General features: G+C 49.8%; 24 protein-coding genes. 11 read left to right on the top strand and 13 right to left on the bottom strand.

The genetic code is table 11. The features are described from left to right. Nucleotide 1: 1 nt before the first annotated feature. The 6 genes from potG to WES_RS13745 all read right to left on the bottom strand — a co-directional run bounded on the left by potG (nt 2) and on the right by WES_RS13745 (nt 5213). Complete coding sequence (gene potG, locus WES_RS13720) at nt 2-1135, bottom strand: putrescine ABC transporter ATP-binding subunit PotG (RefSeq protein WP_016159000.1); 1134 nt, start codon at nt 1133-1135, stop codon at nt 2-4. A 94-nt stretch (nt 1136-1229) separates the two neighbouring features. Next, on the bottom strand, nt 1230-2342 hold the full coding sequence (gene potF, locus WES_RS13725) for a spermidine/putrescine ABC transporter substrate-binding protein PotF (RefSeq protein WP_000126096.1): 1113 nt from the start codon (nt 2340-2342) through the stop codon (nt 1230-1232). A 350-nt stretch (nt 2343-2692) separates the two neighbouring features. Beyond that, the gene (locus tag WES_RS13730) at nt 2693-3169 is read right to left on the bottom strand and encodes a type III secretion system chaperone family protein (protein WP_000203025.1); all 477 of its coding nucleotides are present in this window, start codon (nt 3167-3169) and stop codon (nt 2693-2695) included. A gap of 87 nt (nt 3170-3256) precedes the next feature. Further along, on the bottom strand, nt 3257-4159 hold the full coding sequence (gene rimK, locus WES_RS13735; protein WP_000684316.1) for a 30S ribosomal protein S6--L-glutamate ligase: 903 nt from the start codon (nt 4157-4159) through the stop codon (nt 3257-3259). 60 nt (nt 4160-4219) lie between these two features. After that, complete coding sequence (gene nfsA, locus WES_RS13740; protein WP_000189119.1) at nt 4220-4942, bottom strand: nitroreductase NfsA; 723 nt, start codon at nt 4940-4942, stop codon at nt 4220-4222. Then, nucleotides 4926-5213: a YbjC family protein gene (locus WES_RS13745; RefSeq protein WP_001201566.1), complete on the bottom strand. Its 288-nt coding sequence runs from the start codon at nt 5211-5213 to the stop codon at nt 4926-4928. The genes nfsA and WES_RS13745 overlap by 17 nt, the downstream gene beginning before the upstream one ends. A 159-nt stretch (nt 5214-5372) precedes the next feature. Between WES_RS13745 and grxA the strand changes: the two genes are divergently transcribed. Continuing rightward, complete coding sequence (gene grxA, locus WES_RS13750) at nt 5373-5630, top strand: glutaredoxin 1 (RefSeq protein WP_001195223.1); 258 nt, start codon at nt 5373-5375, stop codon at nt 5628-5630. 31 nt (nt 5631-5661) lie between these two features. Here the strand turns inward: grxA and WES_RS13755 are convergent, their stop codons facing one another. Beyond that, nucleotides 5662-6039 (bottom strand): inner membrane protein YbjM, encoded by a 378-nt coding sequence (locus WES_RS13755; protein ID WP_000681103.1) that lies wholly within the window; start codon nt 6037-6039, stop codon nt 5662-5664. 268 nt (nt 6040-6307) lie between these two features. On the opposite strand from WES_RS13755, the gene WES_RS13760 reads away from it, so the two are divergent. After that, on the top strand, nt 6308-7993 hold the full coding sequence (locus WES_RS13760; RefSeq protein WP_001024862.1) for an aspartate:alanine antiporter: 1686 nt from the start codon (nt 6308-6310) through the stop codon (nt 7991-7993). Between the two features lie 135 nt (nt 7994-8128). Here WES_RS13760 and rcdA read toward each other — a convergent pair whose 3' ends face one another. Further along, entirely contained in the window at nt 8129-8704 is a 576-nt protein-coding gene (rcdA, locus tag WES_RS13765; protein WP_001250445.1) for a DNA-binding transcriptional regulator RcdA, read from the bottom strand. Between the two features lie 83 nt (nt 8705-8787). Between rcdA and WES_RS13770 the strand changes: the two genes are divergently transcribed. The 3 genes from WES_RS13770 to ybjH all read left to right on the top strand — a co-directional run bounded on the left by WES_RS13770 (nt 8788) and on the right by ybjH (nt 11177). Further along, entirely contained in the window at nt 8788-9996 is a 1209-nt protein-coding gene (locus tag WES_RS13770; protein WP_024195107.1) for an MFS transporter, read from the top strand. Continuing rightward, on the top strand, nt 9996-10811 hold the full coding sequence (gene ybjI, locus WES_RS13775) for a 5-amino-6-(5-phospho-D-ribitylamino)uracil phosphatase (protein WP_016159003.1): 816 nt from the start codon (nt 9996-9998) through the stop codon (nt 10809-10811). The genes WES_RS13770 and ybjI overlap by 1 nt, the downstream gene beginning before the upstream one ends. 87 nt (nt 10812-10898) lie before the next feature. Continuing rightward, nucleotides 10899-11177, top strand: a complete 279-nt coding sequence (gene ybjH, locus WES_RS13780; RefSeq protein WP_016159004.1) for a protein YbjH — start codon at nt 10899-10901, stop codon at nt 11175-11177. Nucleotides 11178-11217: 40 nt separating this feature from the next. Here ybjH and mdfA read toward each other — a convergent pair whose 3' ends face one another. Continuing rightward, nucleotides 11218-12450 (bottom strand): multidrug efflux MFS transporter MdfA, encoded by a 1233-nt coding sequence (gene mdfA / locus WES_RS13785; RefSeq protein WP_010347523.1) that lies wholly within the window; start codon nt 12448-12450, stop codon nt 11218-11220. Nucleotides 12451-12735: 285 nt separating this feature from the next. On the opposite strand from mdfA, the gene ybjG reads away from it, so the two are divergent. Both ybjG and deoR read left to right on the top strand, forming a co-directional pair. Then, on the top strand, nt 12736-13332 hold the full coding sequence (gene ybjG, locus WES_RS13790; RefSeq protein ID WP_000892325.1) for an undecaprenyl-diphosphate phosphatase: 597 nt from the start codon (nt 12736-12738) through the stop codon (nt 13330-13332). 57 nt (nt 13333-13389) lie between these two features. Further along, nucleotides 13390-14148: a DNA-binding transcriptional repressor DeoR gene (deoR, locus tag WES_RS13795; protein WP_000450138.1), complete on the top strand. Its 759-nt coding sequence runs from the start codon at nt 13390-13392 to the stop codon at nt 14146-14148. A 47-nt stretch (nt 14149-14195) separates the two neighbouring features. Here the strand turns inward: deoR and dacC are convergent, their stop codons facing one another. Beyond that, the gene (gene dacC, locus WES_RS13800; protein ID WP_016159005.1) at nt 14196-15398 is read right to left on the bottom strand and encodes a serine-type D-Ala-D-Ala carboxypeptidase; all 1203 of its coding nucleotides are present in this window, start codon (nt 15396-15398) and stop codon (nt 14196-14198) included. Between the two features lie 246 nt (nt 15399-15644). On the opposite strand from dacC, the gene gstB reads away from it, so the two are divergent. Continuing rightward, nucleotides 15645-16271 carry a glutathione S-transferase GstB gene (gene gstB / locus WES_RS13805; protein ID WP_010351166.1) on the top strand — a complete coding sequence of 209 codons (627 nt, stop codon included), beginning with the start codon at nt 15645-15647 and terminating at the stop codon, nt 16269-16271. On the opposite strand, the gene yliI is transcribed toward gstB, so the two are convergent. The 3 genes from yliI to WES_RS13820 form a co-directional block, all read right to left on the bottom strand. Further along, nucleotides 16268-17383 carry an aldose sugar dehydrogenase YliI gene (gene yliI, locus WES_RS13810; protein ID WP_016159006.1) on the bottom strand — a complete coding sequence of 372 codons (1116 nt, stop codon included), beginning with the start codon at nt 17381-17383 and terminating at the stop codon, nt 16268-16270. The two genes, gstB and yliI, sit on opposite strands and share 4 nt — an antisense overlap. A 110-nt stretch (nt 17384-17493) precedes the next feature. After that, entirely contained in the window at nt 17494-17877 is a 384-nt protein-coding gene (gene bssR, locus WES_RS13815) for a biofilm formation regulator BssR (protein ID WP_000497145.1), read from the bottom strand. A gap of 104 nt (nt 17878-17981) precedes the next feature. After that, a complete protein-coding gene (locus tag WES_RS13820) occupies nt 17982-20036 on the bottom strand; it encodes a beta-galactosidase (RefSeq protein ID WP_016159007.1) in 2055 nt (684 codons plus the stop codon). A 233-nt stretch (nt 20037-20269) separates the two neighbouring features. Here WES_RS13820 and WES_RS13825 point away from each other — a divergent pair, with 233 nt between their 5' ends. From WES_RS13825 to rimO, 3 genes are all read left to right on the top strand, one after another. Next, a complete protein-coding gene (locus WES_RS13825; RefSeq protein ID WP_000849772.1) occupies nt 20270-21352 on the top strand; it encodes a LacI family DNA-binding transcriptional regulator in 1083 nt (360 codons plus the stop codon). Nucleotides 21353-21606: 254 nt separating this feature from the next. Next, complete coding sequence (locus WES_RS13830; RefSeq protein WP_000926278.1) at nt 21607-22842, top strand: oligosaccharide MFS transporter; 1236 nt, start codon at nt 21607-21609, stop codon at nt 22840-22842. A gap of 127 nt (nt 22843-22969) precedes the next feature. Beyond that, nucleotides 22970-24295, top strand: coding sequence for a 30S ribosomal protein S12 methylthiotransferase RimO (gene rimO, locus WES_RS13835; RefSeq protein WP_016159008.1), 1326 nt, complete (start codon nt 22970-22972; stop codon nt 24293-24295). Nucleotides 24296-24313 lie beyond the last annotated feature (18 nt).

Genomic DNA, 24313 nt, shown 5'->3' with positions numbered 1-24313 from the left:
CTTAAACCGTCAGCACCACACAACTGTCTGATTCCCAGCACAAACGAACTTCATCGCCCCAGGTCGGTAACCCTTTGCGAAAACGATGGGCGTTTTGTAACTGGGCGCTGATCATCTGCCCGCTTTTCAGGCGGACATGATAAACAGACAAATCACCGAGATAGGCAATATGTGTCACCTCTCCCACTGCAAAATTGCAGCCATCAGCAGGCGGTTCGTCACAGAGCATGATTTTTTCCGGACGCAGCGCCACATGCACCGGCACGTTATCCACCACTGACGCATCGGGATCGACTTTCAACGGATGCACCAGCCCAGGCGAATAAAGCAACAGGCCATCTTCCTGGCGTTCCTTTAGCAGTCCTTCGAAAACATTGACCGATCCAATGAACTCGGCGCTATATCGCGTGGTCGGGTGCTCATAAATTTCTTCCGGCTCGCCAATCTGAACAAATTTACCGCGATTCATAATCGCGATGCGCCCCGCCATGGTCATCGCCTCTTCCTGATCGTGCGTTACCATCACACAGGTCACGCCGACACGCTCCAGAATATCCACCACTTCAAGCTGCATCCGGTCGCGCAGTTTTTTATCCAGCGCGCCCATCGGTTCATCGAGCAGTAATAGTTTCGGGCGTTTGGCAAGGCTTCGGGCCAGCGCCACTCGCTGACGTTGACCACCGGAAAGCTGATGCGGTTTGCGTCTGGCAAACTCCTGCATATGCACAAGCCCCAGCATCTCGTTGACCCGACTGGCAATTTCCGCTTTTGGTAACTTGTCTTGTTTCAGACCAAAGGCAATGTTTTGCTCCACGGTCATATGGGGGAATAGCGCGTAGGACTGGAACATCATGTTGATGGGGCGCAGATAAGGCGGCACCTGTGACAAATCGACGCCATCAAGCATAATCTGCCCGGCAGAAGGTTGTTCGAAACCTGCCAACATACGCAGCAGTGTGGACTTGCCACAGCCGGATGCGCCCAGCAGTGCAAAGATTTCGCCTTTATAAATGGTCAGACTAACATCATCGACCGCATGTTGACCATCGTAAGATTTGGTCAAATTGCGGATTTCTAATAGTGGTGTCAGCGACTTACGACTTTTCGCCTGCGGGCGAGGGATAGCGTCATTCACGGCTGCTCTCCGGCATTTAATGTGTGCAAGCGCACCATGATGGTGCGAATTGCCGGCGGGGATGGTGCGCCCGTCCGGCATCTACGGCTGCGGATTATTTTCCGCTCTTCACTTTGGTCCACGCGCGGGTGCGCACACGATCAATTTTCGGATCCTGTACTTGCAGGGTGAACATTTTGGCGCGGACATCTGCCGGAGGATAAATACCAGGATTGTCACGCACTTCCGCGCTCACCAGCGGCGTAGCTGCTTTGTTCGCATTGGCATAGAACACATGGTCAGAGATGTGTGCCACCACATCCGGACGCAGCAAATAATTCAGGAACTGATACGCTTCGTCTTTATTTTTGGCATCGGCAGGCATGGCGAATACATCAAAGAATGCCATCGCCCCTTCTTTCGGAATTGAGAAAGAGACATTCACGCCATTCTTCGCTTCCTTCGCGCGGTTTGACGCCTGCCAGACATCGCCCGCCCAGCCAATAGCGACGCATATATCGCCGTTTGCCAGGTCGTTAATGTATTGAGATGAATGGAAATAACGAATGTTCGGGCGCAGCTTTAACAGCAGATCGGTAGCCGGTCCGGTGTAATCATCCGCTTTAGTGCTGTTGGGATCTTTACCGAGATAATTCAAGACAGTGGCAAAAACCTCTTCCGGCGCATCCAGGAAAGAGACGCCACAGCTTTTCAGTTTTTCCAGATTTTCAGGTTTGAGAATCAAGTCCCAGCTATCGACGGGCGCGTTTTCGCCCAGTACCGCTTTGACTTTATCAACGTTATAGCCAATCCCGGTCGTCGCCCACATATAGGGCATAGCAAATTTATTGTCGGGATCGTGTTTGGCGACCAGCTTCAGCAGCTCCGGATCGAGATTCTTCCACTCCGGCAATTTGCTTTTATCCAGTGGCTGGAATACTCCCGCAGTCAACTGGCGCTCCAGAAAGCTGGCTGACGGCACAACGAGATCAAAGCCGGTACTCCCCGCCATTAATTTGCCTTCCAGCACTTCGTTAGAATCAAAAACATCGTAGACGACTTTGATACCAGTCTCTTTTTCAAAATTTGCCACCGTATCCGGGGCGATATAATCAGACCAGTTATAGATGTGGAGTGTTTTTTGTTCAGCCGCGAGCGTGCTGACAGAGACGGCCATCAGAGCACCCGCAACCAGGCCCGATAGCCATTTTTTATTTAAGGCGGTCATATCTCTTTCCTTCTGAAAGTTCGTTAACAAACGAACAAAAGTTGTCACACTGAAAGATATGCAATAAACGTGCATATTTTTTATCGGCGCGGTGCAAGAAAAGAGAACTCTCTCCCGGCCAGCATTGCTCGCTATATAAAAGCCTCGCAAGAATAACTTTAGCCAGGGTTTGAAACTATAGCTGTAATTAAAAAACGGTATTTAACAAATTTTTATGCGTATTTGCTCTATGTGATAAAGCAAACCTGGCACAATAGAAGTGAATTAATCTTTAATGAAAGGTTAAAATCAGCAGGAAATATTACGACGCGCAGTCACTGCGGCAGCGACTGCGTGCTCGAAGAGAGTTATCAGTGAAGGAAATAGTTTTCGGTAACGTTGTTTTGCCCTTCATCGTCAGTCGGCAACAGCAGCTGATGGGCATTAGCTTCGAGGATGACCATCGAAATCTGCTCTTCGCTCTGGCGTACAAACCATGCAAACTGTTCATAGGTTACGCCCTGCATAACAGATAAAGACTGGCAAACCACCAGCTTTGGCAGATTATCATCCTGCATATCGAGAAATGCTTTCACGGTCAGTGAGCTGGCATTGATGGCTGATAAATCCGCCGCCAGCGGCAACACGGCTGAAGGCCTGACTTCCGCCATGGCAGAAAACAGGATTGTGTTATCAATCAGGTCGATCTTGGCATCAAAGACACCGTCGAAATTCTGCATATGGGGCAGATGCAAAGCCTGACAGTTATCACATTCAAAAAAACTCATCCCCAGGTCATCGAGCCATTGACGCAACGTATCCAGACCAGGAACGACCAGCGATGTCATAATTTTGTACAACCTCTTCCGATAAAAAGACTGGCACAGCTTACGCAAAAAGCGCAGGCAAAACCATGATCAGTAATGTAATTGCGACTAACCACCCGTTTTCAGGCAATATTCTGCCGTGGCGTGGCGTTCGATCCAGCGGATCATTTTACCCGCAATGTCGATACCGGTGGTTTTTTCTATTCCTTCCAGCCCCGGCGACGCGTTCACTTCCATCACCAACGGCCCGCGATTGGCACGCAGAATATCCACACCGGCAACATCCAGCGCCATCGTTCGCGCAGCTTTGATGGCGATTTCACGCTCTTTCGGCGTGATACTGGCGATGCTTGCCGCGCCGCCACGGTGCAAATTGGAGCGAAAATCGCCCTCTTTCGCCCGCCGTTCAATCGCCGCGACAACTTCATCACCGACGACCAGACAGCGGATATCGCACCCTTGCGCCTCTTTTATATATTCCTGCACCAGAATATGAGCGTTCAGGCCGCGAAAAGCATCAATCACGCTTTCTGCCGCCTGGCGCGTTTCCGCCAGCACCACACCAATTCCCTGCGTGCCTTCGACCAGCTTAACCACCAGCGGCGCACCACCGACCATATCGATTAAGTCGCTGGTATCATCCGGCGAATGCGCAATCCCCGTGACAGGCAGGTCAATGCCCTGACGCGCCAGCAGTTGCATTGAACGCAATTTGTCACGCGCCCGGGCAATCGCGACCGATTCGTTCAGCGGATAACTGCCCAGCATTTCGAACTGGCGCAGCGCCGCCGTCCCATAAAAGGTAATGGCGGTGCCAATGCGTGGGATCACTGCGTCAAAATGGGGGAGTTTGCGGCCTTTATAGTGAATGGAAGACGCCGCAGGATTAATGTTCATGTAGCAAGAAAGCGGATCGAGAATTTCAACCAGGTGACCACGCTGTATGGCGGCTTCACGCAGCCGCTTACACGAATAGAGCGTTCCATCCCGGGACAATATGGCAATTTTCACCCTGCACCTCTCTGTCAGACCTGGTCAAAAGCCCGCGTATAATACATCGCCGTAACGGTTTTAGCGCGTCGCCCAACCTTGTTTATGCAAATAATCGAGAATAAAAGGACGGCTTTCTTTGATAATCGTCCGCCGAATATGATCGCTCCAGGTATCCCGGCGATTATTGCTGCCACGGGTAAGATAATATTCCGCCAGTTGCTCGTCATACTGCGCCAGAGCATCTTTATCCAGCGACTGGTAGCTGTTTTCATGTACCAAAATGGAGGCCGGTAAACGCGGCTTGAGATCCGGGTTATCCGCAGGCCAGCCGAGACACAGGCCAAACAGCGGCAGAACATGCTTTGGTAATTTCAGCAGTTCCGTCACCGCTTCAATGTTATTGCGCAGGCCGCCAATATATACACCGCCCAACCCCAACGATTCCGCTGCGGTTAAGGCGTTTTGTGCCATCATCGCTGTATCAACAACACCGAGCAACAACTGTTCAGCCAGGCCGAGTTGAGCATCCGGGCAGATCTGCAAATGACGGTTAAAGTCGGCGCAAAACACCCAGAACTCCGCCGCTTGCGCAACGTGTTTTTGCCCACCGGTCAGCGGCACCAGGGCTTCACGCAATGCGGGATCGGTAATGCGAATAATGCTGCTGCACTGCAAAAAGCTGGAACTGGAGGTCGCGCGGGCGCTGTTGATAATCGCCTCACGCTGTTCAGCGGAGATAGGTTCATCAGTGAAATGGCGAATGGAGCGGTGACCACAAATAAGTTCAATGGTTGGCGTCATTATCTTTTTCTCTTTCTGAACGTGAAGATTCCGGTGGATGATTCATCAGTTGCGGGGCCAGCCGTTTTGCCACCTGAAGAATAACCACCACCGCAGCGGGAAGCATGAGCAAAACACCGAGAAAAATCATCAGAATTTGCGCTTCTGGCGTAGAAAACGGCGCTGGAAGCGAAAAGTTGTCACTTATCGACAGCAGCGCCGCCGCCAGTAACATCATTCCAATAAATTCCAGTATCAACACGCTTTTAGGCAATTTACCGATCGCGCGCATAAACTTCCCTCTGCAAAGTGAGCTGCCAGTTTAAAACCTTTCGCCGCGTTGTGCTTAACAGTTATAGCTTTAAGCAATCAATGCAACAGGTTAAACCTACTTTCAGCGAATAAGATTTGGCGTGATCATGCACACATGAGAGATAAATGGAGAAAGCCAATGCAAACCGTTATTTTCGGTCGTCCGGGTTGCCCTTACTGCGTGCGTGCCAAAGATTTGGCAGAAAAGTTAAGTAATGAACACGATGATTTTCACTATCAGTATGTGGATATTCGTGCTGAAGGGATCACTAAAGAGGATCTGCAACAGAAAGCTGGCAAGCCGGTAGAAACCGTACCGCAGATTTTTGTCGATCAGCAACACATCGGTGGCTATACCGATTTTGCTGCCTGGGTGAAAGAGAATCTTGACGCCTGATTACCGGATAAGCCCTCTCTGTTTGAGGGCTTTATTGATTTTTTCTGTGTTGCGGCCTGAACAAGCTACTGATAAACAAAAAACATAATGCGCCCAGCGCACACCAGAAGACGGCACTCAACAACCACGCCAGCTCCTGCCAGAATGAGCGTGATGGTGAAAAAAACAGACGCATAATTAACATAGAACACGGTGCTGCCAGCATTGCGCCAAACAGTGGTTTAAGGACTTCTCTACGCCGCGAAAAAAAGCTGGCTACAGCCCCAGGAAGAATGAAAAACAGTAAGCCGATTTCAGGGTGCCCGGCAGCCCGAAAAGCTCCCTTCATATGTGTCGCCAGAAAAAGGCACACCACAATAAAGAGGACAAAACAGCAAATTGCCCCCGCCCAATGTTGTTTATGTTTCACATGTTCCTCCTGACACTGCCTCTATCGAACACATTTTTCGCCGGTGTGGCGCTCAGTAAGATAAAGCCGCTTCGCATTCCATGCTAATATAGGCCAACACAATTCTTATAGCCGTTGGTATCTAATGTGATTACACTAGTAAAATATATTGTTCCTTTACTATTGATTAAGTGCGCTGAATGAATCTGCGCTCTGAATTCAGGTAAAAACATTATCTTAAATTACCATTTCTTTCAACAGCTTACTCGTAAACAAGAAGTTAGTCTCCGTGAATATAAACGTCGCCGAATTGTTAAATGGGAATTACATTCTGTTATTATTCGTGGTCCTCGCGCTTGGACTATGTCTCGGAAAATTACGACTTGGTTCAATCCAACTGGGTAATTCCATTGGCGTTTTAGTCGTATCACTGTTATTAGGTCAACAACATTTCAGTATTAACACCGACGCGCTTAATCTTGGCTTTATGCTGTTTATTTTCTGCGTCGGGGTCGAAGCCGGACCCAACTTTTTTTCCATTTTTTTCCGCGATGGGAAAAATTACCTAATGTTAGCCCTGGTAATGGTCGGTAGTGCACTGCTGATCGCCTTAGGACTGGGTAAGTTGTTTGGCTGGGACATCGGCCTGACGGCCGGTATGTTGGCTGGTTCAATGACATCAACACCGGTTTTGGTTGGTGCGGGCGATACCTTACGCCACTCAGGAATAGAAAGCGGGCAGCTCTCTGCGGCACTGGATAATTTAAGCCTCGGGTATGCATTAACCTATTTGATTGGCCTGGTGAGTTTGATTGTCGGTGCGCGTTACTTGCCTAAGTTGCAGCATCAGGACTTACAGACCAGCGCCCAACAAATCGCTCGTGAACGAGGTCTGGATACCGACGCCAGCCGTAAAGTCTATCTGCCGGTTATTCGCGCCTACCGCGTCGGGCCGGAACTGGTCGCCTGGGCCGATGGCAAAAACTTGCGTGAACTGGGTATTTATCGACAAACCGGTTGCTACATTGAACGTATTCGTCGTAACGGGATTCTGGCAAATCCGGATGGTGACGCCGTGCTACAGATGGGCGATGAAATAGCGTTGGTAGGCTATCCCGACGCCCACGCCCGGCTCGATCCCAGCTTCCGTAACGGTAAAGAAGTTTTTGATCGAGACCTTCTCGACATGCGTATCGTCACTGAAGAGGTGGTCGTCAAAAACCATAACGCTGTCGGTAAACGCCTGGCACAACTGAAGCTGACCGATCACGGTTGTTTCCTTAACCGCGTCATCCGCAGCCAGATCGAAATGCCGATCGACGATAACGTGGTGCTTAATAAAGGCGATGTATTGCAGGTGAGCGGCGATGCCCGTCGCGTGAAAACCATCGCCGATCGCATCGGCTTTATTTCGATTCACAGCCAGGTTACTGATCTACTGGCATTCTGCGCGTTCTTTGTCATAGGTCTGATGATCGGGATGATCACCTTCCAGTTCAGCACATTCAGCTTCGGCATGGGTAACGCCGCCGGGTTGTTATTCGCTGGTATTATGCTGGGCTTTATGCGAGCGAACCACCCGACCTTCGGCTATATTCCCCAGGGCGCGTTAAGCATGGTGAAAGAGTTCGGTTTGATGGTATTTATGGCGGGTGTGGGTTTAAGCGCCGGTAGTGGCATCAATAACGGCCTGGGTGCGATTGGCGGTCAGATGTTGATTGCCGGGTTAATTGTCAGCCTGGTGCCCGTTGTTATTTGCTTCCTGTTTGGCGCTTATGTGCTGCGCATGAACCGCGCGCTGTTATTCGGTGCAATGATGGGCGCACGTACTTGTGCTCCGGCAATGGAGATCATCAGCGACACTGCGCGCAGCAACATCCCGGCATTAGGTTATGCGGGCACTTATGCAATAGCTAACGTACTGCTGACGCTGGCAGGGACAATCATCGTAATGGTATGGCCAGGACTCGGATAAAACTGAAGTTGCCCCAAAAATGAAATTTTTTTGTACAACCGCAGAACTTTTCCTCGGGGCATCAGTCTTAATTAGTGCCACTGCTTTTCTTTGATGTCCCCATTTTGTGGAGCCCATCAACCCCGCCATTTCGGTTCAAGGTTGATGGGTTTTTTGTTGCCTGAAATTTATCTCCTGCCCTGCCAATTGCGCCACCATCTGTAAAATATCCTCGCGCGATAGCGGCTTACGGTCAGTGACAAAATGCAGTGTCATCCCTTCAATAAACGCATCCAGCGCGCGGGCGGTTCCGGGTTCAAACCATTGTTCGAGCGTTTGCTGACTACGCTGCATCCAGTTTTGCATCACCGTTTTTAATAGCGGTTTTCGGCTGGCCAATGCGTAAAGTTGATACATCAGTTCCATGTTATCCGGCGTTGCAACCTGCGAGCTGTAGATCATGTCGGTTATGGCCTGGCAGGCGCCTGAGGCATCACTAACATCGCTAAAAAATGCCTGATATTGCTTAGACATTATCTCTGTAAAACTGCTGAACGCCTCCAGCAGCAACTCATCAATTCCTGAAAAATAGTAGGTCATCGACCCCAACGGCACTCCGGCAAGGGTAGCGATTTTGCGGTGCGTAACGGCATGTATTCCGTAAAGTTTCACCGCCTCCAGCGTGGCCTGGATGATTTTTTCTCGCCGTTGCGGATCGTTAGCGCGACGCATGTCATTTCCTCTCTTTGCAATTGTGTACAAATGTACACAACCTTGCTAAGGTTGTCTTCCCTCTTCTTTTTTTGACGTGATCTATGACCGTAAATTCTTCACGTAATGCCTTGAAACGCCGAACCTGGGCGCTGTTTATGTTCTTCTTTTTGCCAGGCTTGTTAATGGCGTCCTGGGCAACCCGTACGCCAGCGATTCGCGACATTCTTTCTGTTTCGATCGCTGAAATGGGCGGTGTACTCTTTGGTTTGTCGATCGGTTCGATGAGCGGAATTCTCTGCTCAGCGTGGTTAGTGAAACGTTTTGGGACGCGTAATGTCATCCTGGTCACGATGTCCTGCGCGTTGATCGGGATGATGATATTAAGTGTGGCGCTCTGGCTGACATCGCCCGTGCTCTTTGCCGTTGGTCTTGGCGTCTTTGGAGCCAGTTTTGGTTCCGCTGAAGTTGCTATAAACGTTGAAGGTGCCGCCGTTGAGCGAGAAATGAATAAAACGGTTTTGCCGATGATGCACGGCTTTTATAGCCTCGGCACGCTGGCAGGCGCTGGTATTGGGATGGCGCTAACGGCCTTTGGCGTTCCGGCAACTGTGCATATTTTGTTGGCGGCACTGGTAGGCATCGCGCCTATTTATATCGCCATTCAGGCAATCCCTGGCGGTACGGGAAAAAATGCCGCCGATGGCACGCAGCATGGCGAAAAAGGCGTACCTTTTTATCGCGATATCCAGTTGCTGTTGATTGGTGTTGTGGTGCTGGCGATGGCCTTTGCAGAAGGTTCTGCCAACGACTGGTTACCCTTGTTAATGGTTGATGGTCACGGTTTTAGCCCCACTTCCGGCTCACTGATTTATGCCGGTTTCACATTGGGGATGACCGTTGGACGCTTCACTGGCGGTTGGTTCATAGACCGTTACAGCCGCGTTGCCGTGGTTCGTGCTAGTGCGCTAATGGGCGCGTTGGGTATTGGGCTGATTATTTTTGTCGATAGCGCCTGGGTCGCGGGGGTGTCTGTTGTCCTTTGGGGATTGGGTGCCTCGCTGGGCTTCCCGCTGACCATTTCTGCCGCCAGTGATACCGGCCCCGATGCGCCAACCCGCGTCAGCGTGGTAGCAACAACCGGTTATCTGGCTTTCCTCGTCGGGCCGCCGCTACTGGGCTATCTCGGCGAACATTATGGATTACGTAGTGCAATGCTGGTTGTACTGGCGCTGGTTATTCTCGCGGCTATTGTCGCGAAGGCCGTCGCCAAACCCGATACCAAAACGCAAACGGCGATGGAGAATAGTTGATGAGCATTAAATTAATTGCGGTAGACATGGATGGTACTTTCTTAAGCGATCAAAAAACCTATAACCGCGAGCGGTTTATGGTTCAGTATCAGCAGATGAAAGCACAAGGGATTCGCTTTGTGGTCGCCAGCGGGAATCAATATTATCAGTTGATCTCTTTCTTCCCCGAAATTGCCGATGAAATTGCCTTTGTGGCAGAAAACGGTGGTTGGGTTGTGAGCGAAGGCAAAGATGTTTTTAATGGCGAGCTGTCGAAGGATGCATTTGCCACTGTCGTGGAACATTTACTGACGCGCCCGGAAGTGGAAATTATTGCCTGCGGAAAAAATAGCGCCTATACCCTCAAAAAATATGACGATGCCATGAAAACGGTGGCGGAAATGTATTATCACCGTCTGGAATATGTCGATAACTTTGACAACTTAGAAGATATCTTCTTTAAGTTTGGCCTGAATCTTTCCGATGAACTGATTCCGCAAGTACAAAAAGAGTTACATGATTCGATTGGCGATATTATGGTGCCGGTTCACACCGGCAACGGTAGCATCGATCTGATTATCCCCGGCGTACATAAAGCCAATGGCCTGCGGCAACTCCAGAAGTTATGGGGAATAGATGACAGTGAAGTGGTGGTCTTTGGCGATGGCGGTAACGATATCGAAATGCTGCGCCAGGCTGGCTTTAGCTTTGCGATGGAAAATGCCGGCAACGCGGTCGTAGCTGCGGCGAAATACCGCGCAGGCTCCAATAACCGTGAAGGCGTACTGGATGTGATCGATAAAATTCTTAAGCACGAAGCGCCATTTAATCAATAAAACGGCAGCACGCCCGGCAACACAATGCCTGAATGAAGGATGCATAATTCGCGGAAATTCCCCTTCTGGATTATTTCAGGCGAAATGATGAAAAATTGTGTACTGCTGGGCGCGTTTCTGTTGAGTTTTACTGGTGTGGCAATGGCGCAAAGTGTCACCGTTGATGTGCCGAGCGGATACAAAGTGGTGGTAGTCCCCGATTCAGTCAGCGTTCCACAAGCGGTCAGCGTCGCGACTGTACCACAAACTGTCTATGTGGCGCCTACTCCAGCTCCGGCTTACCGCCCACATCCGTATGTTCGTCATCTTGCCAGCGTAGGCGAAGGGATGGTTATCGAACATCAAATCGACGACCATCACCATTAATCCATGAATGCCTGATTGTACAAAGCAACTAGGCATTTTCTTATCCGTCGTTTGAATTTCCTGTTTGTTTATCTTTTAAAAAGATAAACATCAGCAGCAGCCACAAAATTCCGTTGGCAAGGTTAAAGAGATTAAACAGGCCGTTGCCCCCGTTCAGCCAGGCATGTTTACTGATTTCGATACCGACGGTAAAGATCAGCATTTGTAACATCCCCATCGCCGCAGAAACCGTACCTTTACTCATATCGCTGGCAAACAGGGTTAATCGCACCAGTCCCGCATTCGCCAGACCAATACCGAAAGCATAAATACTTAACCCGGCGGTCATCCATAAATACGCGTGCGATGAGATAACCGTTGCGGCAGCGGCGACGAGCAAGCCAATCATAATCGGCCAGCCACCCATGATGATCAATGCACGAACGGTGCGGCGCGAGGTCAAACGCGCTAACAGCAAGTTACCCGCAATTAACGCCCCGAAAACTGGCACTTGCAGCAACCCATATTCATAGCTGCTCAACTTTTCGCCGGTGATGATGATAATCGGTGACTGGGCGATCCACGCCAGCAGCGGCAGGCTGACGAATCCCAGCGCCAGAGCTCCGGCAACAAAGCGACCGTTCTTCAGCACCAGCTTGTAGTCATGGCCTAGCTCTTTCAGGGACAGTTTCTCACCAATACGCGTGGCAGTTTCCGGCATAGCGCGTTGCAGACCGAAAAAGGAGATCGCCGCCAATGCAGCAAACAGCACAAACATGCCTTCCCAGGGCAGCACATGGATCCACGCGGCGCCCACCAGCGGACCGAGTAGCGGAGCAATCAGCGCCACGTTCGCCATCAGCGCGGTGATCTTGATACAAACCGCCTCTTCGAAGGATTCCTGAATCGCGGCGTATCCAACAGCGCCAATGAAACAAAGGCTTATGCCTTGCAGGAAGCGTAGTAGCGTGAATTGTTCAATGTTTTGCGCCAGCAATATTGCCAGACAGGTGACGATAAACCACACTACGCCTGCCAGCATCACCGGACGGCGACCAATACGATCCGACAGCGGCCCCAGGAGCCACTGTAAAAACATCCCGCCCGCCAGGTAAGCGGTCATCGAAGTAGGAACCCAGTCAATACCCGCCTGATACTCTTCCACTACCGCGAGCATACCGGGTTGAATCATATCATTGCCGATATAGGTCGAGAATTCGTAGAGCACCAGACAGAGGGGGAAAAGTAATGCCTGACGCCCAAGTCTGGCACCGGAAGCTAATCTATTTTGCATGCAATTTCTTCGCCAATAATAATCGCGCAAAGTTTAATAAAAGCGCGGCAAACGAGAAAGTAAATTTTGTAGGTGAAACCACGCTTAAGCACATTCTTACATTATTCCGAGTATAGCCACTCTTTCTTTAAGCTTTATTTAATTCCTTCGCGTTACTATTCCCTGTTGTAAGCCAATCCGAAAGTGAAATAAGACGATGCCGCTTTACCCTGTTTAACACGCACTTTATGCTCATCGACTAACCTGATGGCTCCCCATTTTAATCACCTTTTGAGTCTGAAAGTTATGCTGGAAAATCTGAATTACTCATTATTCTCTCTTATTAATGCGACGCCAGACTCATCCGCATGGATGATTTCGTTAGCGATTTTTATTGCCAAAGATTTAATTACTGTAGTGCCGCTGCTGGCTACGGTGCTTTGGCTATGGGGATTTACGGCTCAACGGCAACTGGTGATAAAAATCGCCATCGCGCTGGCAGTCAGCCTGTTTGTTTCCTGGACGATGGGGCACTTATTTCCGCACGACCGTCCGTTTGTTGATCATATCGGCTATAACTTCCTGCATCATGCGGCGGATGACTCTTTCCCAAGCGACCACGGTACGGTGATTTTCACCTTTGCGCTGGCATTTTTATGCTGGCATCGCCTGTGGTCAGGCACAATCCTTATGGCGCTGGCGGTGGTCATTGCCTGGTCACGTGTTTATCTCGGTGTTCACTGGCCGCTGGACATGCTCGGTGGATTGTTGGCAGGAATGATTGGTTGCCTTAGCGCCCAGATTATCTGGCAGGCTGTGGGGGCTATACTCTACCAGAAGCTGCAATTGTGGTATCGCTTCTGTTTCGCCTTACCTATACGTAAAGGCTGGGTGCGTGGCTGATTTCGGATAAAAAGTGTAATATCAGGCGGCTCGCTTCAATAACTATTCAGAGGGAATATGGAAACACGTCGCGAAGAGCGTATAGGGCAGTTACTACAAGAATTAAAACGCAGCGATAAGTTACACCTGAAGGACGCCGCCGCCCTGCTCGGGGTTTCAGAGATGACGATTCGTCGCGATTTGAATAACAACAGTGCCCCCGTCGTACTACTCGGCGGCTATATTGTTCTGGAACCGCGTAGTGCCAGCCATTACCTGTTAAGCGATCAAAAATCCCGCCTGGTGGAAGAAAAACGCCGGGCGGCCAAACTGGCCGCGACGCTGGTTGAACCCGATCAGACCCTCTTTTTTGACTGCGGCACCACCACGCCGTGGATTATTGAAGCGATAGATAATGAAATCCCTTTCACCGCCATTTGTTATTCACTAAATACCTTTCTGGCGCTAAAAGAGAAACCCCATTGCCGCGCGTTTCTTTGTGGTGGTGAATTTCACGCCAGCAACGCCATTTTCAAACCCATTGATTTTCAGCAAACACTGAATAATTTTTGCCCGGATATCGCTTTTTATTCCGCAGCGGGCGTGCATGTCAGTAAAGGCGCAACCTGTTTTAATCTTGAAGAGTTGCCGGTAAAACACTGGGCGATGTCGATGGCACAAAAGCACGTGCTGGTTGTCGACCACAGTAAGTTTGGCAAGGTACGTCCGGCGCGCATGGGCGAGCTGAAACGCTTTGATATTGTGGTGAGCGATTGTTGTCCGGAAGATGAGTATGTGAAGTATGCGCAGACGCAGCGTATTAAGTTGATGTATTAATAACGCATAACCGGATGACGTTTCCGCGCCATCCGGTCATCAGAAGATTAAGAGAACCAGCTGCCGAACCACTGATGGAATTTCATCATCACGAAGTCCCACATCCGACCAAAGAACCCGCCCTCTTCCACATTTTCCATCACGATCAGCGGACGCTGTTCAATAGATTTACCGTTAAGCTGGAAATCAATGGTGCCGACAACCTGACCTTTTTTCAGCGGCGCGGTGAGCTGCGGTTCCGTTAACGTATAACTCGCTTTCAGGTTTTTCAGTTGCCCGCGTGGGATGGTCACTGATCCCCCTTCGCCTGCGCCGAGATTCACTTCGCTCTTATCACCGAACCAGACGCGCTGAGTCACAAAGGTGGCATCAGGTTTAATTGGCGTCACGGTTTCAAAAAAGCGGAAGCCCCAGGTCAGTAATTTCTCAGACTCATTAAAACGGATGCGGTCAGTTTTTGCCCCCAGCACCACAGAGATCAAACGCATATCACCCTGAGTAGCAGAAGCGACCAGATTGTATCCCGCACCAGCCGTGGTTCCGGTCTTCATACCATCAACGTTAACGTTGCTGCTCCACAGCAGACGGTTACGGTTTGGTTGGCGAATTTTGTTAAAGGTAAACTCTTTCTCTTTATGAATGGCGTACTCTTCCGGCACATCGTGGATTAACGCTTTACCCAGCAACGCCATATCGCGCGCGGTACTGAATTGCCCCGGCGCATCCAGACCGTGCACAGTCTGGAAGGTAGTGTTGGTCAGGCCCAGTTTTTTGGCATAACCATTCATCAAACCAATAAATGACTCCTGGCTCCCGGCAACGTAATCGGCCAACGCAATACAGGCGTCATTACCGGACTGGATAATCACACCTTTGTTCAAATCTGCCACCGAAACCTGATCGCCCGGTTTGAGGAACATCACCGACGAACCGCGCAGTGCCGGGTTTCCCGTCGCCCAGGCATCTTTACCGACCGTCACCATATCGGTGAGTTTGATCTTATCAGCCTTAAGCGCCTGTCCAACCACATAGCTGGTCATTATTTTGGTCAGGCTCGCGGGATCCAGTTTCTCATCCGCATTGCCTTCTGCCAGCACTTTACCGCTGGCGTAATCCATTAAAATCCATGCACGCGCATCCACGCTCGGCGCGTCAACGGTTTGTTCCGCCGCGAATGCCGTTGGGGCAAAAAGGAATAAAAATGCAGAACCCGCTGCAAGACCACGAAGGAAAGAGGAGTATTGCGTCATAAATGCCACCCGAGTATCCATTCAAAAAAAATACGTTATATCGCCGTATGATAAGTTCGGTGATTAATAACGCACACACAAGTTTAAAGAAACCGTAAGTTGGTAAAGTTTTTAAAGTTTATGCAATATCCTGCCGCTTCGCTGCTTCTGGCGTCATTTTTTTACTCGCTGTTGCTTAAAAGTTAACTTTACTTCACCATCGGAGTCCTGTTCAGCCTGTGGCTGCCTGTCGGAAAAGGGGTGAGTATGATTACGCTGTGGGGTCGGAATAATTCAACCAACGTTAAAAAAGTGTTGCTAACACTCGAAGAACTGGAACTGCCTTATGAGCAAATTTTGGCGGGTCGTGAGTTTGGGGTAAACCATGACGCCGATTTTCTGGCGATGAATCCCAACGGGCTGGTGCCGCTGTTGCGTGACGACGAAAGTGACTTAATTCTTTGGGAATCAAATGCCATTGTCCGCTACCTGGCTGCACAGTACGGGCAAAAACGTCTGTGGATCGACTCGCCGGCACGTCGCGCAGAAGCCGAAAAGTGGATGGACTGGGCAAACCAGACGCTCAGCAATGCCCATCGTGGGATCCTGATGGGGTTAGTCAGAACGCCACCGGAAGAACGTGATCAGGCCGCCATTGAAGCCAGTTGCAAAGAGTGCGACGCCCTGTTTGCCCTGCTCGATGCGGAACTGGCAAAAGTAAAATGGTTCTCTGGCGACGAGTTTGGTGTGGGCGATATCGCTATCGCACCGTTCATCTACAATTTGTTTAATGTTGGCCTGACCTGGACACCGCGTCCAAATCTGCAACGCTGGTATCAGCAACTCACTGAACGCCCCGCAGTGCGCAAAGTGGTGATGATTCCCGTTAGCTAATTGCGTGGGCTAACTTTAAGTAATTCCCCACTGGACTCGTCGGTGAGAACGTATAAATAACCGTCGGGTCCAGTGCGAACATCACGAATTCGCTGCCCTCTGTCCGTTAAAATACGGCCATCTTCTGTCACTTTGTCGCCGTTGACGCTCATCACAATGACATCTTTATCTTTCAGCGCGCCAATAAATAATTTTTGCTGCCACTGGGGGAATTTATCGCTGTTATAGAAGGCCATGCCGCTCACGGCGGGCGAATCTTTCCAGTAAAAAACAGGTTGCTCGGTCCCGGCGACGCTCTCCCCTTTCGCTTCCGGTATCTTAAAGCCTGAATAGTTGATTCCCCAGGTTGCCAGCGGCCAGCCGTAGTTTTTGCCTTTTTGCGGGATATTAATTTCATCACCACCGCGCGGGCCATGTTCATTCAGCCACAGTGCATTACTCCACGGATTCATCGCCATTCCTTGCGGATTACGAATGCCATAAGACCAGATCTCGGCGCGCGCACCGGATTCCTTTATAAAAGGATTATCATCCGGGATTTCGCCCAGGTCGGTCAGACGCACCAGTTTGCCCTGTAATTTATCCAGATCCTGCGCCGTCGGACGCTGATTGTTTTCGCCCAGAGCAATAAAAAGATAACCTTTACCGTCGAATACCAGCCGCCCGCCAAAATGGTTGCCGGTAGACAGTTTTGGCATCTGGCGGAAGACGGTGCGGAAGTCGGTCACTTTTGAGAGATCATCACTTAAGCGGCCATAACCCACAGCAGTTCCGGCTTTGCCATCATCGCCAACTTCGGAATAACTTAACCAGATGCGGCGAGACTGAGCAAAATCAGGCGCTAAAACCACGTCCAGCAGGCCGCCCTGCCCGTGCGCCCAAACGTCCGGCACTCCGGAAAGCGGCGCAGATAATCCTTTTCCTGCTTGCCAGTGACGCAACTCGCCGCCGCGCAGTGTGATTAACATGCCATGATTATCAGGTAAAAAGGCCAGCGCCCACGGATGATCGAGTTTGTCTTGCAGTACTTCGACATTTACCGGCGCAGGAGCCGCCCAGAGAGCGGAAGAAACACAGAGAAAGGGCACAAGGAAAAGGGATTGTCGATGCATAACGCCTCCGGATTGACTCTGGCTTAAAGCGTAGTCAGTGGAGGAGATGACAAATTCATTTTTACAAAAACTTAAACATGAAGGGGGAGACGCTTTCTCCCCCTTAGTTTTCAGGCCTGCTCAAGCATGGTGTGCTGTTCAAGGCTCTGGATACTCAGCGTTAAGCTCATCAGACAATTTTCAAGCTTATCGGCGTTGACGGTAATAACAGTCGGGCAATCATGATGCCCGCTCATCAAACATACTGCGGCTGTCGCTAATGCTTCTTCAGCATGATGAAGAGCACTCCACTCTTCCTGATCCAGATGAAGATTCAACCGCAGCGATTTATCGTGCAGTTCGCGATTCAGTTTAAAAAAGTTATCTCGTAGATGATTGCTTTCGCTGACGGACATGTATCCTTTGGCCTTCCTCAGTTGCACGTATGCGGCGAGGTCAACTCTTGCATCGATCAACCGGTTAAGTAGATCGCTTCGCTGTCTGTCAACGAACATACTTCGATCCTCCTCTTTGCAGCCTTTGTGCAATTAAATAGTATGGCTACTTTTTGTACAAAATGCTGTCAGGGATCAATACTTCACATCTTATTAATAAGAATTTACATTATTTCTCTTTCCAGTACCTCACATCCCCACGGCGCCAGTTCTAATGCTTGTGAACAAGCCTTGCCTGTTTCCGTCACTCGCCACGCTCCAGGAAGCACAACATTTTGTACATGAGCAGTGTAATTTTGTACAAAAACCCATTCCTGCTCGCCGTCTGTCCGACGCGTTGCAATAACGCCAGCAGGAAGTTCAGTAGCAAGTGCTTTTGGGAGATGAAGTGTGTTGATCAACATCGCGGCAAACGCTTGATGAAATGACGCATCATTACGCGAAGCCACATAGAAAGCTCGACCTTGTCCGACGTGATTTACTGTTAACGCAGGTGTACCCGCATAAAAATCCTCACCATAGCGCGCCAGAACCTGTGCACCTTCGGCGTGAATAACCGCACATAATTCCCGTGCCTGCCATTGCCCCTGCAGTCCATACGCATTCGGCTCGCAGATAACTTCGTTATGCTGATAATCATTAAGGCTATCAATCTCTTCAGCCCACACACCCATCAGGTCACGCAACGGGCCAGGGAATCCACCCAGATGACATAAATCGGTTTCATTGACAATCCCAGACCAGTAAGTGGTGACAAAATTGCCACCAGCTTCAACATAGGCGCGAGCACGAGCAGCAAATCCATCGCGAACCATATAGAGCATTGGGGCAATAACTAACTGATAACCCGTAAGATCACAATCAGCATTGATAATATCGACCGCCACGCCCTGCTCCCAGAAAGGTCGGTAATGCTCCACTACCGTTTGCTCGTAGTGGATACCGCAATTGCGCGGCCCGGCAGCATCATTGACAGCCCAGCGGTTTTCCCAGTCGAAAATAATGGCAACTTTTGCCTGGGTTTTCGTTCCGACCAATTGTTTAAGATGAGCCAGCCGTTGCCCCAGTTGTATGACTTCGCGCCCGGTACGCGTCTCCAGATGACCGACGTGATCAACCACCGCACCATGAAACTTCTCCACGGCGCCACGACTCTTACGCCACTGAAAATAATGCACGCCGTCTGCGCCGTGAGCGACGGCCTGTAAGGAAGAAAGAATATTCATTCCCGGCTTTTTCAATTTGCTGGTTGGCTGCCAGCTTGTCTGGCTGGGCGTGGATTCCATCAGAATAAACGGTTTATTTTTCAAAGTACGCATCAGGTCGTGATACATCGCTGTTTTACAGGCAACGGCGCGTTCATCTTCCTGTTTATGCCACATGGGATAGCTATCCCAACTCACAAAATCAACCACTTCAGCTAATGCCCAGTAGTTGTAGTCATTGAAATACCACATAAAATTGGTCGTCGCTGGTAAATCGGGGCGTACTGCTTTTAACGGCGCGATCTCCATTTGATAGAACTCTTTTACCTGCGATGTGACAAAGCGCCGCCAGTCAAGATTCAAACCGTGGTTAGACATCTCACCTAATGGGGAAGGAGATTCAATTTGTGACCAGTCACTGTATGTATGGCTCCAGAAGCCAGTCCACCATGCCTGATTAAGCGCCTCAAGAGTGGTGTAACGAGTCTGCAACCAACGGCGAAACGCCTGTTGGCATCCATTACAATGACACTCTCCGCCATACTCATTACTGATATGCCATCCCAGAACCGCCGGATGATTTGCGTATCGCTGCGCCAGCTTACGGTTAATTTGCGTCACTTTCTCTTTATACACGGGAGAAGAAAGGCAGTGATTATGGCGACCGCCGTGAAGCATTTTCTCGCGTGAGGCGCTAACTCTCAGAACCTCTGGATAACGTGCAGCAAGCCAGGCAGGTTTGGCTCCGCTTGGTGTTGCGAGGAAGACAGAGATCCCACCAGCATGAAGTTTATCCAGCACCTCATCCAGCCAGTTAAAGCAATATTCCCCCTCTGTGGGTTCCAGCATTGACCAGCTAAAAATACCCACCGACATGGTGTTACAACCAGCCTGTTGCATCATGGCGATATCTTTCTCCAGAATCCCGGGGACATGTAACCATTGCTCCGGGTTGTAATCAGCACCATGAAGTAACCATGGGGCTCTGGGGATGATCGGTGGGTGCTTGTCCATGCTGACTCCTGAATTGTTTTAAACAGACAAAAAATGTTATTCGTTCACAATACTGTCATCTAGTAATTAATTGCTTCGTTATGCAAGGAATGTCCGGCAGGAATGTGATCAAGTACGCGTTTTTCCCTGCAAACAGGTTCGATGGGTCAGCTTACCGGCACTGAGACAGGTGAGCGTGATACGTATGACATTCACTGCGGTATACTGTGACAAATCTTTTAGCCGGGGCGAATATGAAAACCAAAGCTGCAACCCTTGCCGATGTTGCTCGTCATGCCAATGTTTCTTATCAGACAGTGTCGCGGGTGCTTAACAATTCAGCGAACGTGTCTGCCAAAACACGTCAAAAAATTGAACAAGCCATTGCCGAACTTAAATACGTTCCAAATCGCGTAGCTCAACAGTTGGTAGGGAAAGAGAGCAAAACGGTCGGGCTGGTTACAACTTCGCTCGCCCTACATGCCCCCTCGCAAATTGCGGCAGCAGTGAAAAAATATGCCGGAGAACAGGGATATCAGGTGCTGATATCCATGATCGATGATGTTGATATTAAAGGTATTCAGGCTGCAATTAATGACTTAAAAGCACAACGGGTAACAAAGATTATTATCAACGCACCGCTGGAAACGGCATTGGCTGAAACTCTGGTTGCTGAAAACAGCGATGTGTTGTGTCTGTTTCTCGACGTGGACCCTTATAGCCCGGTGTTTAACGTCACTTTTAATCCTGCAGAAGGTGCACGCGCCAGCGTGAAATATCTTTACGATTTGGGGCATCGTCAATTTTGCCTGATCTCCGGCCCAGAAAACTCAGTACCGGCGCGGCTACGACTCAATACCTGGCGCGATACTCTCGCCTCACTCCAACTGACGCCGCTGGCCATTCATTACGGTAGTTGGGACGCTCAAAGCGGCTATCTGGCGACGTTACAGATGCTACGTGAAACGCCACAGGCGACCGCTCTTCTGATCGCCAATGATCAGATGGCATTGGGGGCGTTAAGCGCCTTACATCAACAAAAACGTAAAATCCCGCAAGATATTTCTGTCATTGGCTATGACGACACCTATGAGAGTGCGTTTTTTGAACCTTCGCTAACGACCGTCGCAATCGACTTTGATTTACAAGGGAAAATTGCCGTTCAACAGATTTTACAGCCGGACGATGAACACGCGATGCTCCGCTCTTCAACCATCCTTCCCAGTCGCCTGGTCGTGCGTAACTCTGCTGGCCCTCTGCACTCACCACAGACTGATCTGATGAATATTGCTGAACACCTTCGCACACTGGCGGATGAGCTAACACGCAAGGCATAAAAGTAATACGTTCTCATAAAAAGATTTAGTGATCTATTTCGCTAAATCTTTTTTATTACCAGCAATAATTGTGATGCAAATCGCAAACATTCATTTAACACATTGCCTAATCATCACAGTCAGGGTCAGAGTAAAAATGAAATTGTTAACGTATGACATTTTCCGGAGATGCATACCAAAACAATAACCAGTAAGCACAGCGAATGCCTGTGCCAACGGTAAATGACCCAACGCCAGTGATTGAGGATATGGCTATGTTATTGCCCGGTAAACGTAATTATATTTTGCTCAGTATTTTCGATTTCCTGTACCTCTTTGCCTGGTCGGCAACGATGGCATTTTTTGTCATATGGACGACACAGCATCTGGAAATTACCGCCACACGCACAGGATTACTTTATTCCGTTAATGCTTTCATTGCGTTATTAATGCAACCGTTCTTCGGTTTCATCTCCGATAAATTTGGTCTTAAGAAACAACTCATCTGGATCCTCGTCGCATTATTACTTCCCGTAGGCCCATTCTTTATTTATGTGTATGCCCCGCTTCTGGTTCATAACTTCTGGCTGGGCGCTGTTTTGGGTGGCGTTTACCTGGGGATAATTTTTAATTCTGGTTGTGGCGTTCTGGATTCCTGGATAGATAAAGTTTCGCGTCGTTATCATTTTGAATATGGTCGCGTAAGAATGTGGGGCTCTCTGGGATGGGCCGCCGCCGCGTGGATTGTGGGTAAATACATTGATACCAACCCTAATCTCTCTTTCTGGCTGGCAAGCTGTGCCATTGTGGTCGCCGCAATCTGCTTTATGTTTACCAAAATCGAACTTACCGAGGCCGAAATTGAAAAAACTAATTCGCTGAAAGCTATCCATGCGCTTGAACTGGCGAAAAATAGTCAGTTCTGGTTTTTATTGATGTTCACTCTGTTCGTAACGCAAATTTATGACACCTACGATCAACAATTCGCACAATATTTTTCGCTGCAATTTCCGACGCCAGAAGAAGGCAATCGCTGGTACGGGATTCTGGCTTCTGTCCAGGTCTGCGGAGAAACCCTATTTCTCTGTCTGATGCCGTGGTTTGTTAACCGCACTGGCGCAAAATGGGCATTAGTGATTGCCGGAACCATTATGTCGTTACGCATTGCCGGTTCTGCTATCCAACTGGGACCGGTGTGGATTGCGGCCGTTAAAATGATGCATGCCATCGAAAAACCACTGATCCTGGTGTCTGTGTTTAAATTTATCGCGGCTAACTTTGATCACAAACTCTCTTCGACGGTCTACCTGCTGGTGCTTTTTGTGGCATCCATCGCCACGGCAATCTATTCACCCATTGCTGGCTATCTGTATGACACCATTGGCTTTGCTGAAACCTATCTCATCCTGGGGGCGATTGCCGGTTGCTTCACGCTTATTTCGGTCTTTACGCTGCGGGACAAATCCAGCAACCAGCCTGCAAAGGCGCTAACGGAAAACCCAGTAGCCTGATAACCATTTACGCCCCGATAGTTGGGGCGTTTTCCTCGCCTGTTGACCAGATTACGATACAAATTTTATCCAGAACTCTGTAGAATCCCTGCCCTGACCTTTCCTGTAACTGAATATTTTTTAAGCTATGAGCAAAGTAACTCCCCAGCCGAAAATCGGCTTTGTTTCCCTCGGCTGTCCGAAAAACCTCGTCGATTCAGAGCGTATTCTGACCGAACTGCGCACTGAAGGTTATGACGTAGTACCGAGCTACGACGACGCAGACATGGTGATCGTCAACACCTGCGGTTTTATTGACAGTGCGGTGCAAGAATCACTGGAAGCCATTGGTGAAGCGTTGAATGAAAACGGCAAGGTAATAGTGACCGGTTGTCTGGGGGCGAAAGAAGATCAGATCCGCGAAGTCCACCCAAAAGTGCTGGAAATCACCGGCCCTCATAGCTATGAGCAGGTTCTGGAGCACGTTCATCACTACGTGCCAAAACCGAAACACAACCCATTCCTGAGCCTGGTGCCGGAGCAAGGCGTTAAGCTGACGCCACGTCATTACGCCTATCTGAAGATTTCCGAAGGCTGTAACCACCGCTGCACCTTCTGCATTATTCCGTCTATGCGCGGCGATCTGGTGAGCCGTCCGATTGGCGAAGTGTTAAGCGAAGCGAAACATCTGGTAGATGCAGGCGTTAAAGAGATTCTGGTGATCTCCCAGGATACTTCCGCGTATGGCGTTGATGTTAAACACCGTACAGGCTTCCACAACGGCGAGCCGGTAAAAACCAGTATGGTCAGCCTGTGCGAACAGTTATCAAAACTGGGGATCTGGACACGTCTGCACTACGTTTACCCTTACCCGCATGTAGATGACGTTATCCCGCTGATGGCTGAAGGCAAAATCCTGCCGTATCTGGACATTCCGTTGCAGCACGCCAGCCCGCGAATTCTCAAACTGATGAAGCGTCCGGGTTCTGTAGATCGCCAACTGGCGCGCATTAAACAGTGGCGCGAAATTTGCCCGGAACTGACCCTGCGTTCAACCTTTATTGTCGGCTTCCCTGGCGAGACGGAAGAAGATTTCCAGATGCTGCTCGACTTCCTGAAAGAAGCACGTCTGGATCGCGTTGGCTGCTTTAAATACAGCCCGGTTGAAGGCGCTGATGCCAATGCTCTGCCAGATCAAGTGCCGGAAGAAGTGAAAGAAGAACGCTGGAATCGCTTCATGCAACTGCAACAGCAGATTTCCGCCGAGCGCCTGCAAGAAAAAGTGGGCCGTGAAATTCTGGTGATCGTCGATGAAGTAGACGAAGAAGGCGCAATCGGCCGCAGCATGGCAGACGCTCCGGAAATCGACGGCGCAGTTTATCTCAATGGTGAAACCAACGTTAAGCCGGGCGATATCCTGCGTGTGAAAGTCGAGCACGCCGACGAGTACGATTTGTGGGGTAGTCGGGTTTAATTAATTCAGGCCGGGCAA

The organism is Escherichia sp. KTE31 (assembly GCF_000407925.1).
In the GTDB taxonomy this organism is placed as follows: Bacteria; Pseudomonadota; Gammaproteobacteria; order Enterobacterales; family Enterobacteriaceae; genus Escherichia; species Escherichia ruysiae.
Note: the sequence above shows the minus strand (reverse complement) of the source record. Positions and strands in the feature narration are given on the sequence as shown.

What these genes read in the sequence shown, in the direction of transcription:
- potF (WP_000126096.1), bottom strand. Translation starts at nt 2,342, where the DNA reads ATGACCGCCTTAAATAAAAAATGGCTATCGGGCCTGGTTGCGGGTGCT.
- deoR (WP_000450138.1), top strand. Translation starts at nt 13,390, where the DNA reads ATGGAAACACGTCGCGAAGAGCGTATAGGGCAGTTACTACAAGAATTA.
- yliI (WP_016159006.1), bottom strand. Translation starts at nt 17,383, where the DNA reads ATGCATCGACAATCCCTTTTCCTTGTGCCCTTTCTCTGTGTTTCTTCC.
- rimO (WP_016159008.1), top strand. Translation starts at nt 22,970, where the DNA reads ATGAGCAAAGTAACTCCCCAGCCGAAAATCGGCTTTGTTTCCCTCGGC.
- mdfA (WP_010347523.1), bottom strand. Translation starts at nt 12,450, where the DNA reads ATGCAAAATAGATTAGCTTCCGGTGCCAGACTTGGGCGTCAGGCATTA.
- ybjI (WP_016159003.1), top strand. Translation starts at nt 9,996, where the DNA reads ATGAGCATTAAATTAATTGCGGTAGACATGGATGGTACTTTCTTAAGC.
- ybjG (WP_000892325.1), top strand. Translation starts at nt 12,736, where the DNA reads ATGCTGGAAAATCTGAATTACTCATTATTCTCTCTTATTAATGCGACG.
- gstB (WP_010351166.1), top strand. Translation starts at nt 15,645, where the DNA reads ATGATTACGCTGTGGGGTCGGAATAATTCAACCAACGTTAAAAAAGTG.
- WES_RS13745 (WP_001201566.1), bottom strand. Translation starts at nt 5,213, where the DNA reads ATGCGCGCGATCGGTAAATTGCCTAAAAGCGTGTTGATACTGGAATTT.
- bssR (WP_000497145.1), bottom strand. Translation starts at nt 17,877, where the DNA reads ATGTTCGTTGACAGACAGCGAAGCGATCTACTTAACCGGTTGATCGAT.
- dacC (WP_016159005.1), bottom strand. Translation starts at nt 15,398, where the DNA reads ATGACGCAATACTCCTCTTTCCTTCGTGGTCTTGCAGCGGGTTCTGCA.
- WES_RS13825 (WP_000849772.1), top strand. Translation starts at nt 20,270, where the DNA reads ATGAAAACCAAAGCTGCAACCCTTGCCGATGTTGCTCGTCATGCCAAT.
- WES_RS13730 (WP_000203025.1), bottom strand. Translation starts at nt 3,169, where the DNA reads ATGACATCGCTGGTCGTTCCTGGTCTGGATACGTTGCGTCAATGGCTC.
- ybjH (WP_016159004.1), top strand. Translation starts at nt 10,899, where the DNA reads ATGAAAAATTGTGTACTGCTGGGCGCGTTTCTGTTGAGTTTTACTGGT.
- WES_RS13820 (WP_016159007.1), bottom strand. Translation starts at nt 20,036, where the DNA reads ATGGACAAGCACCCACCGATCATCCCCAGAGCCCCATGGTTACTTCAT.
- rcdA (WP_001250445.1), bottom strand. Translation starts at nt 8,704, where the DNA reads ATGCGTCGCGCTAACGATCCGCAACGGCGAGAAAAAATCATCCAGGCC.
- WES_RS13770 (WP_024195107.1), top strand. Translation starts at nt 8,788, where the DNA reads ATGACCGTAAATTCTTCACGTAATGCCTTGAAACGCCGAACCTGGGCG.
- grxA (WP_001195223.1), top strand. Translation starts at nt 5,373, where the DNA reads ATGCAAACCGTTATTTTCGGTCGTCCGGGTTGCCCTTACTGCGTGCGT.
- nfsA (WP_000189119.1), bottom strand. Translation starts at nt 4,942, where the DNA reads ATGACGCCAACCATTGAACTTATTTGTGGTCACCGCTCCATTCGCCAT.
- WES_RS13830 (WP_000926278.1), top strand. Translation starts at nt 21,607, where the DNA reads ATGTTATTGCCCGGTAAACGTAATTATATTTTGCTCAGTATTTTCGAT.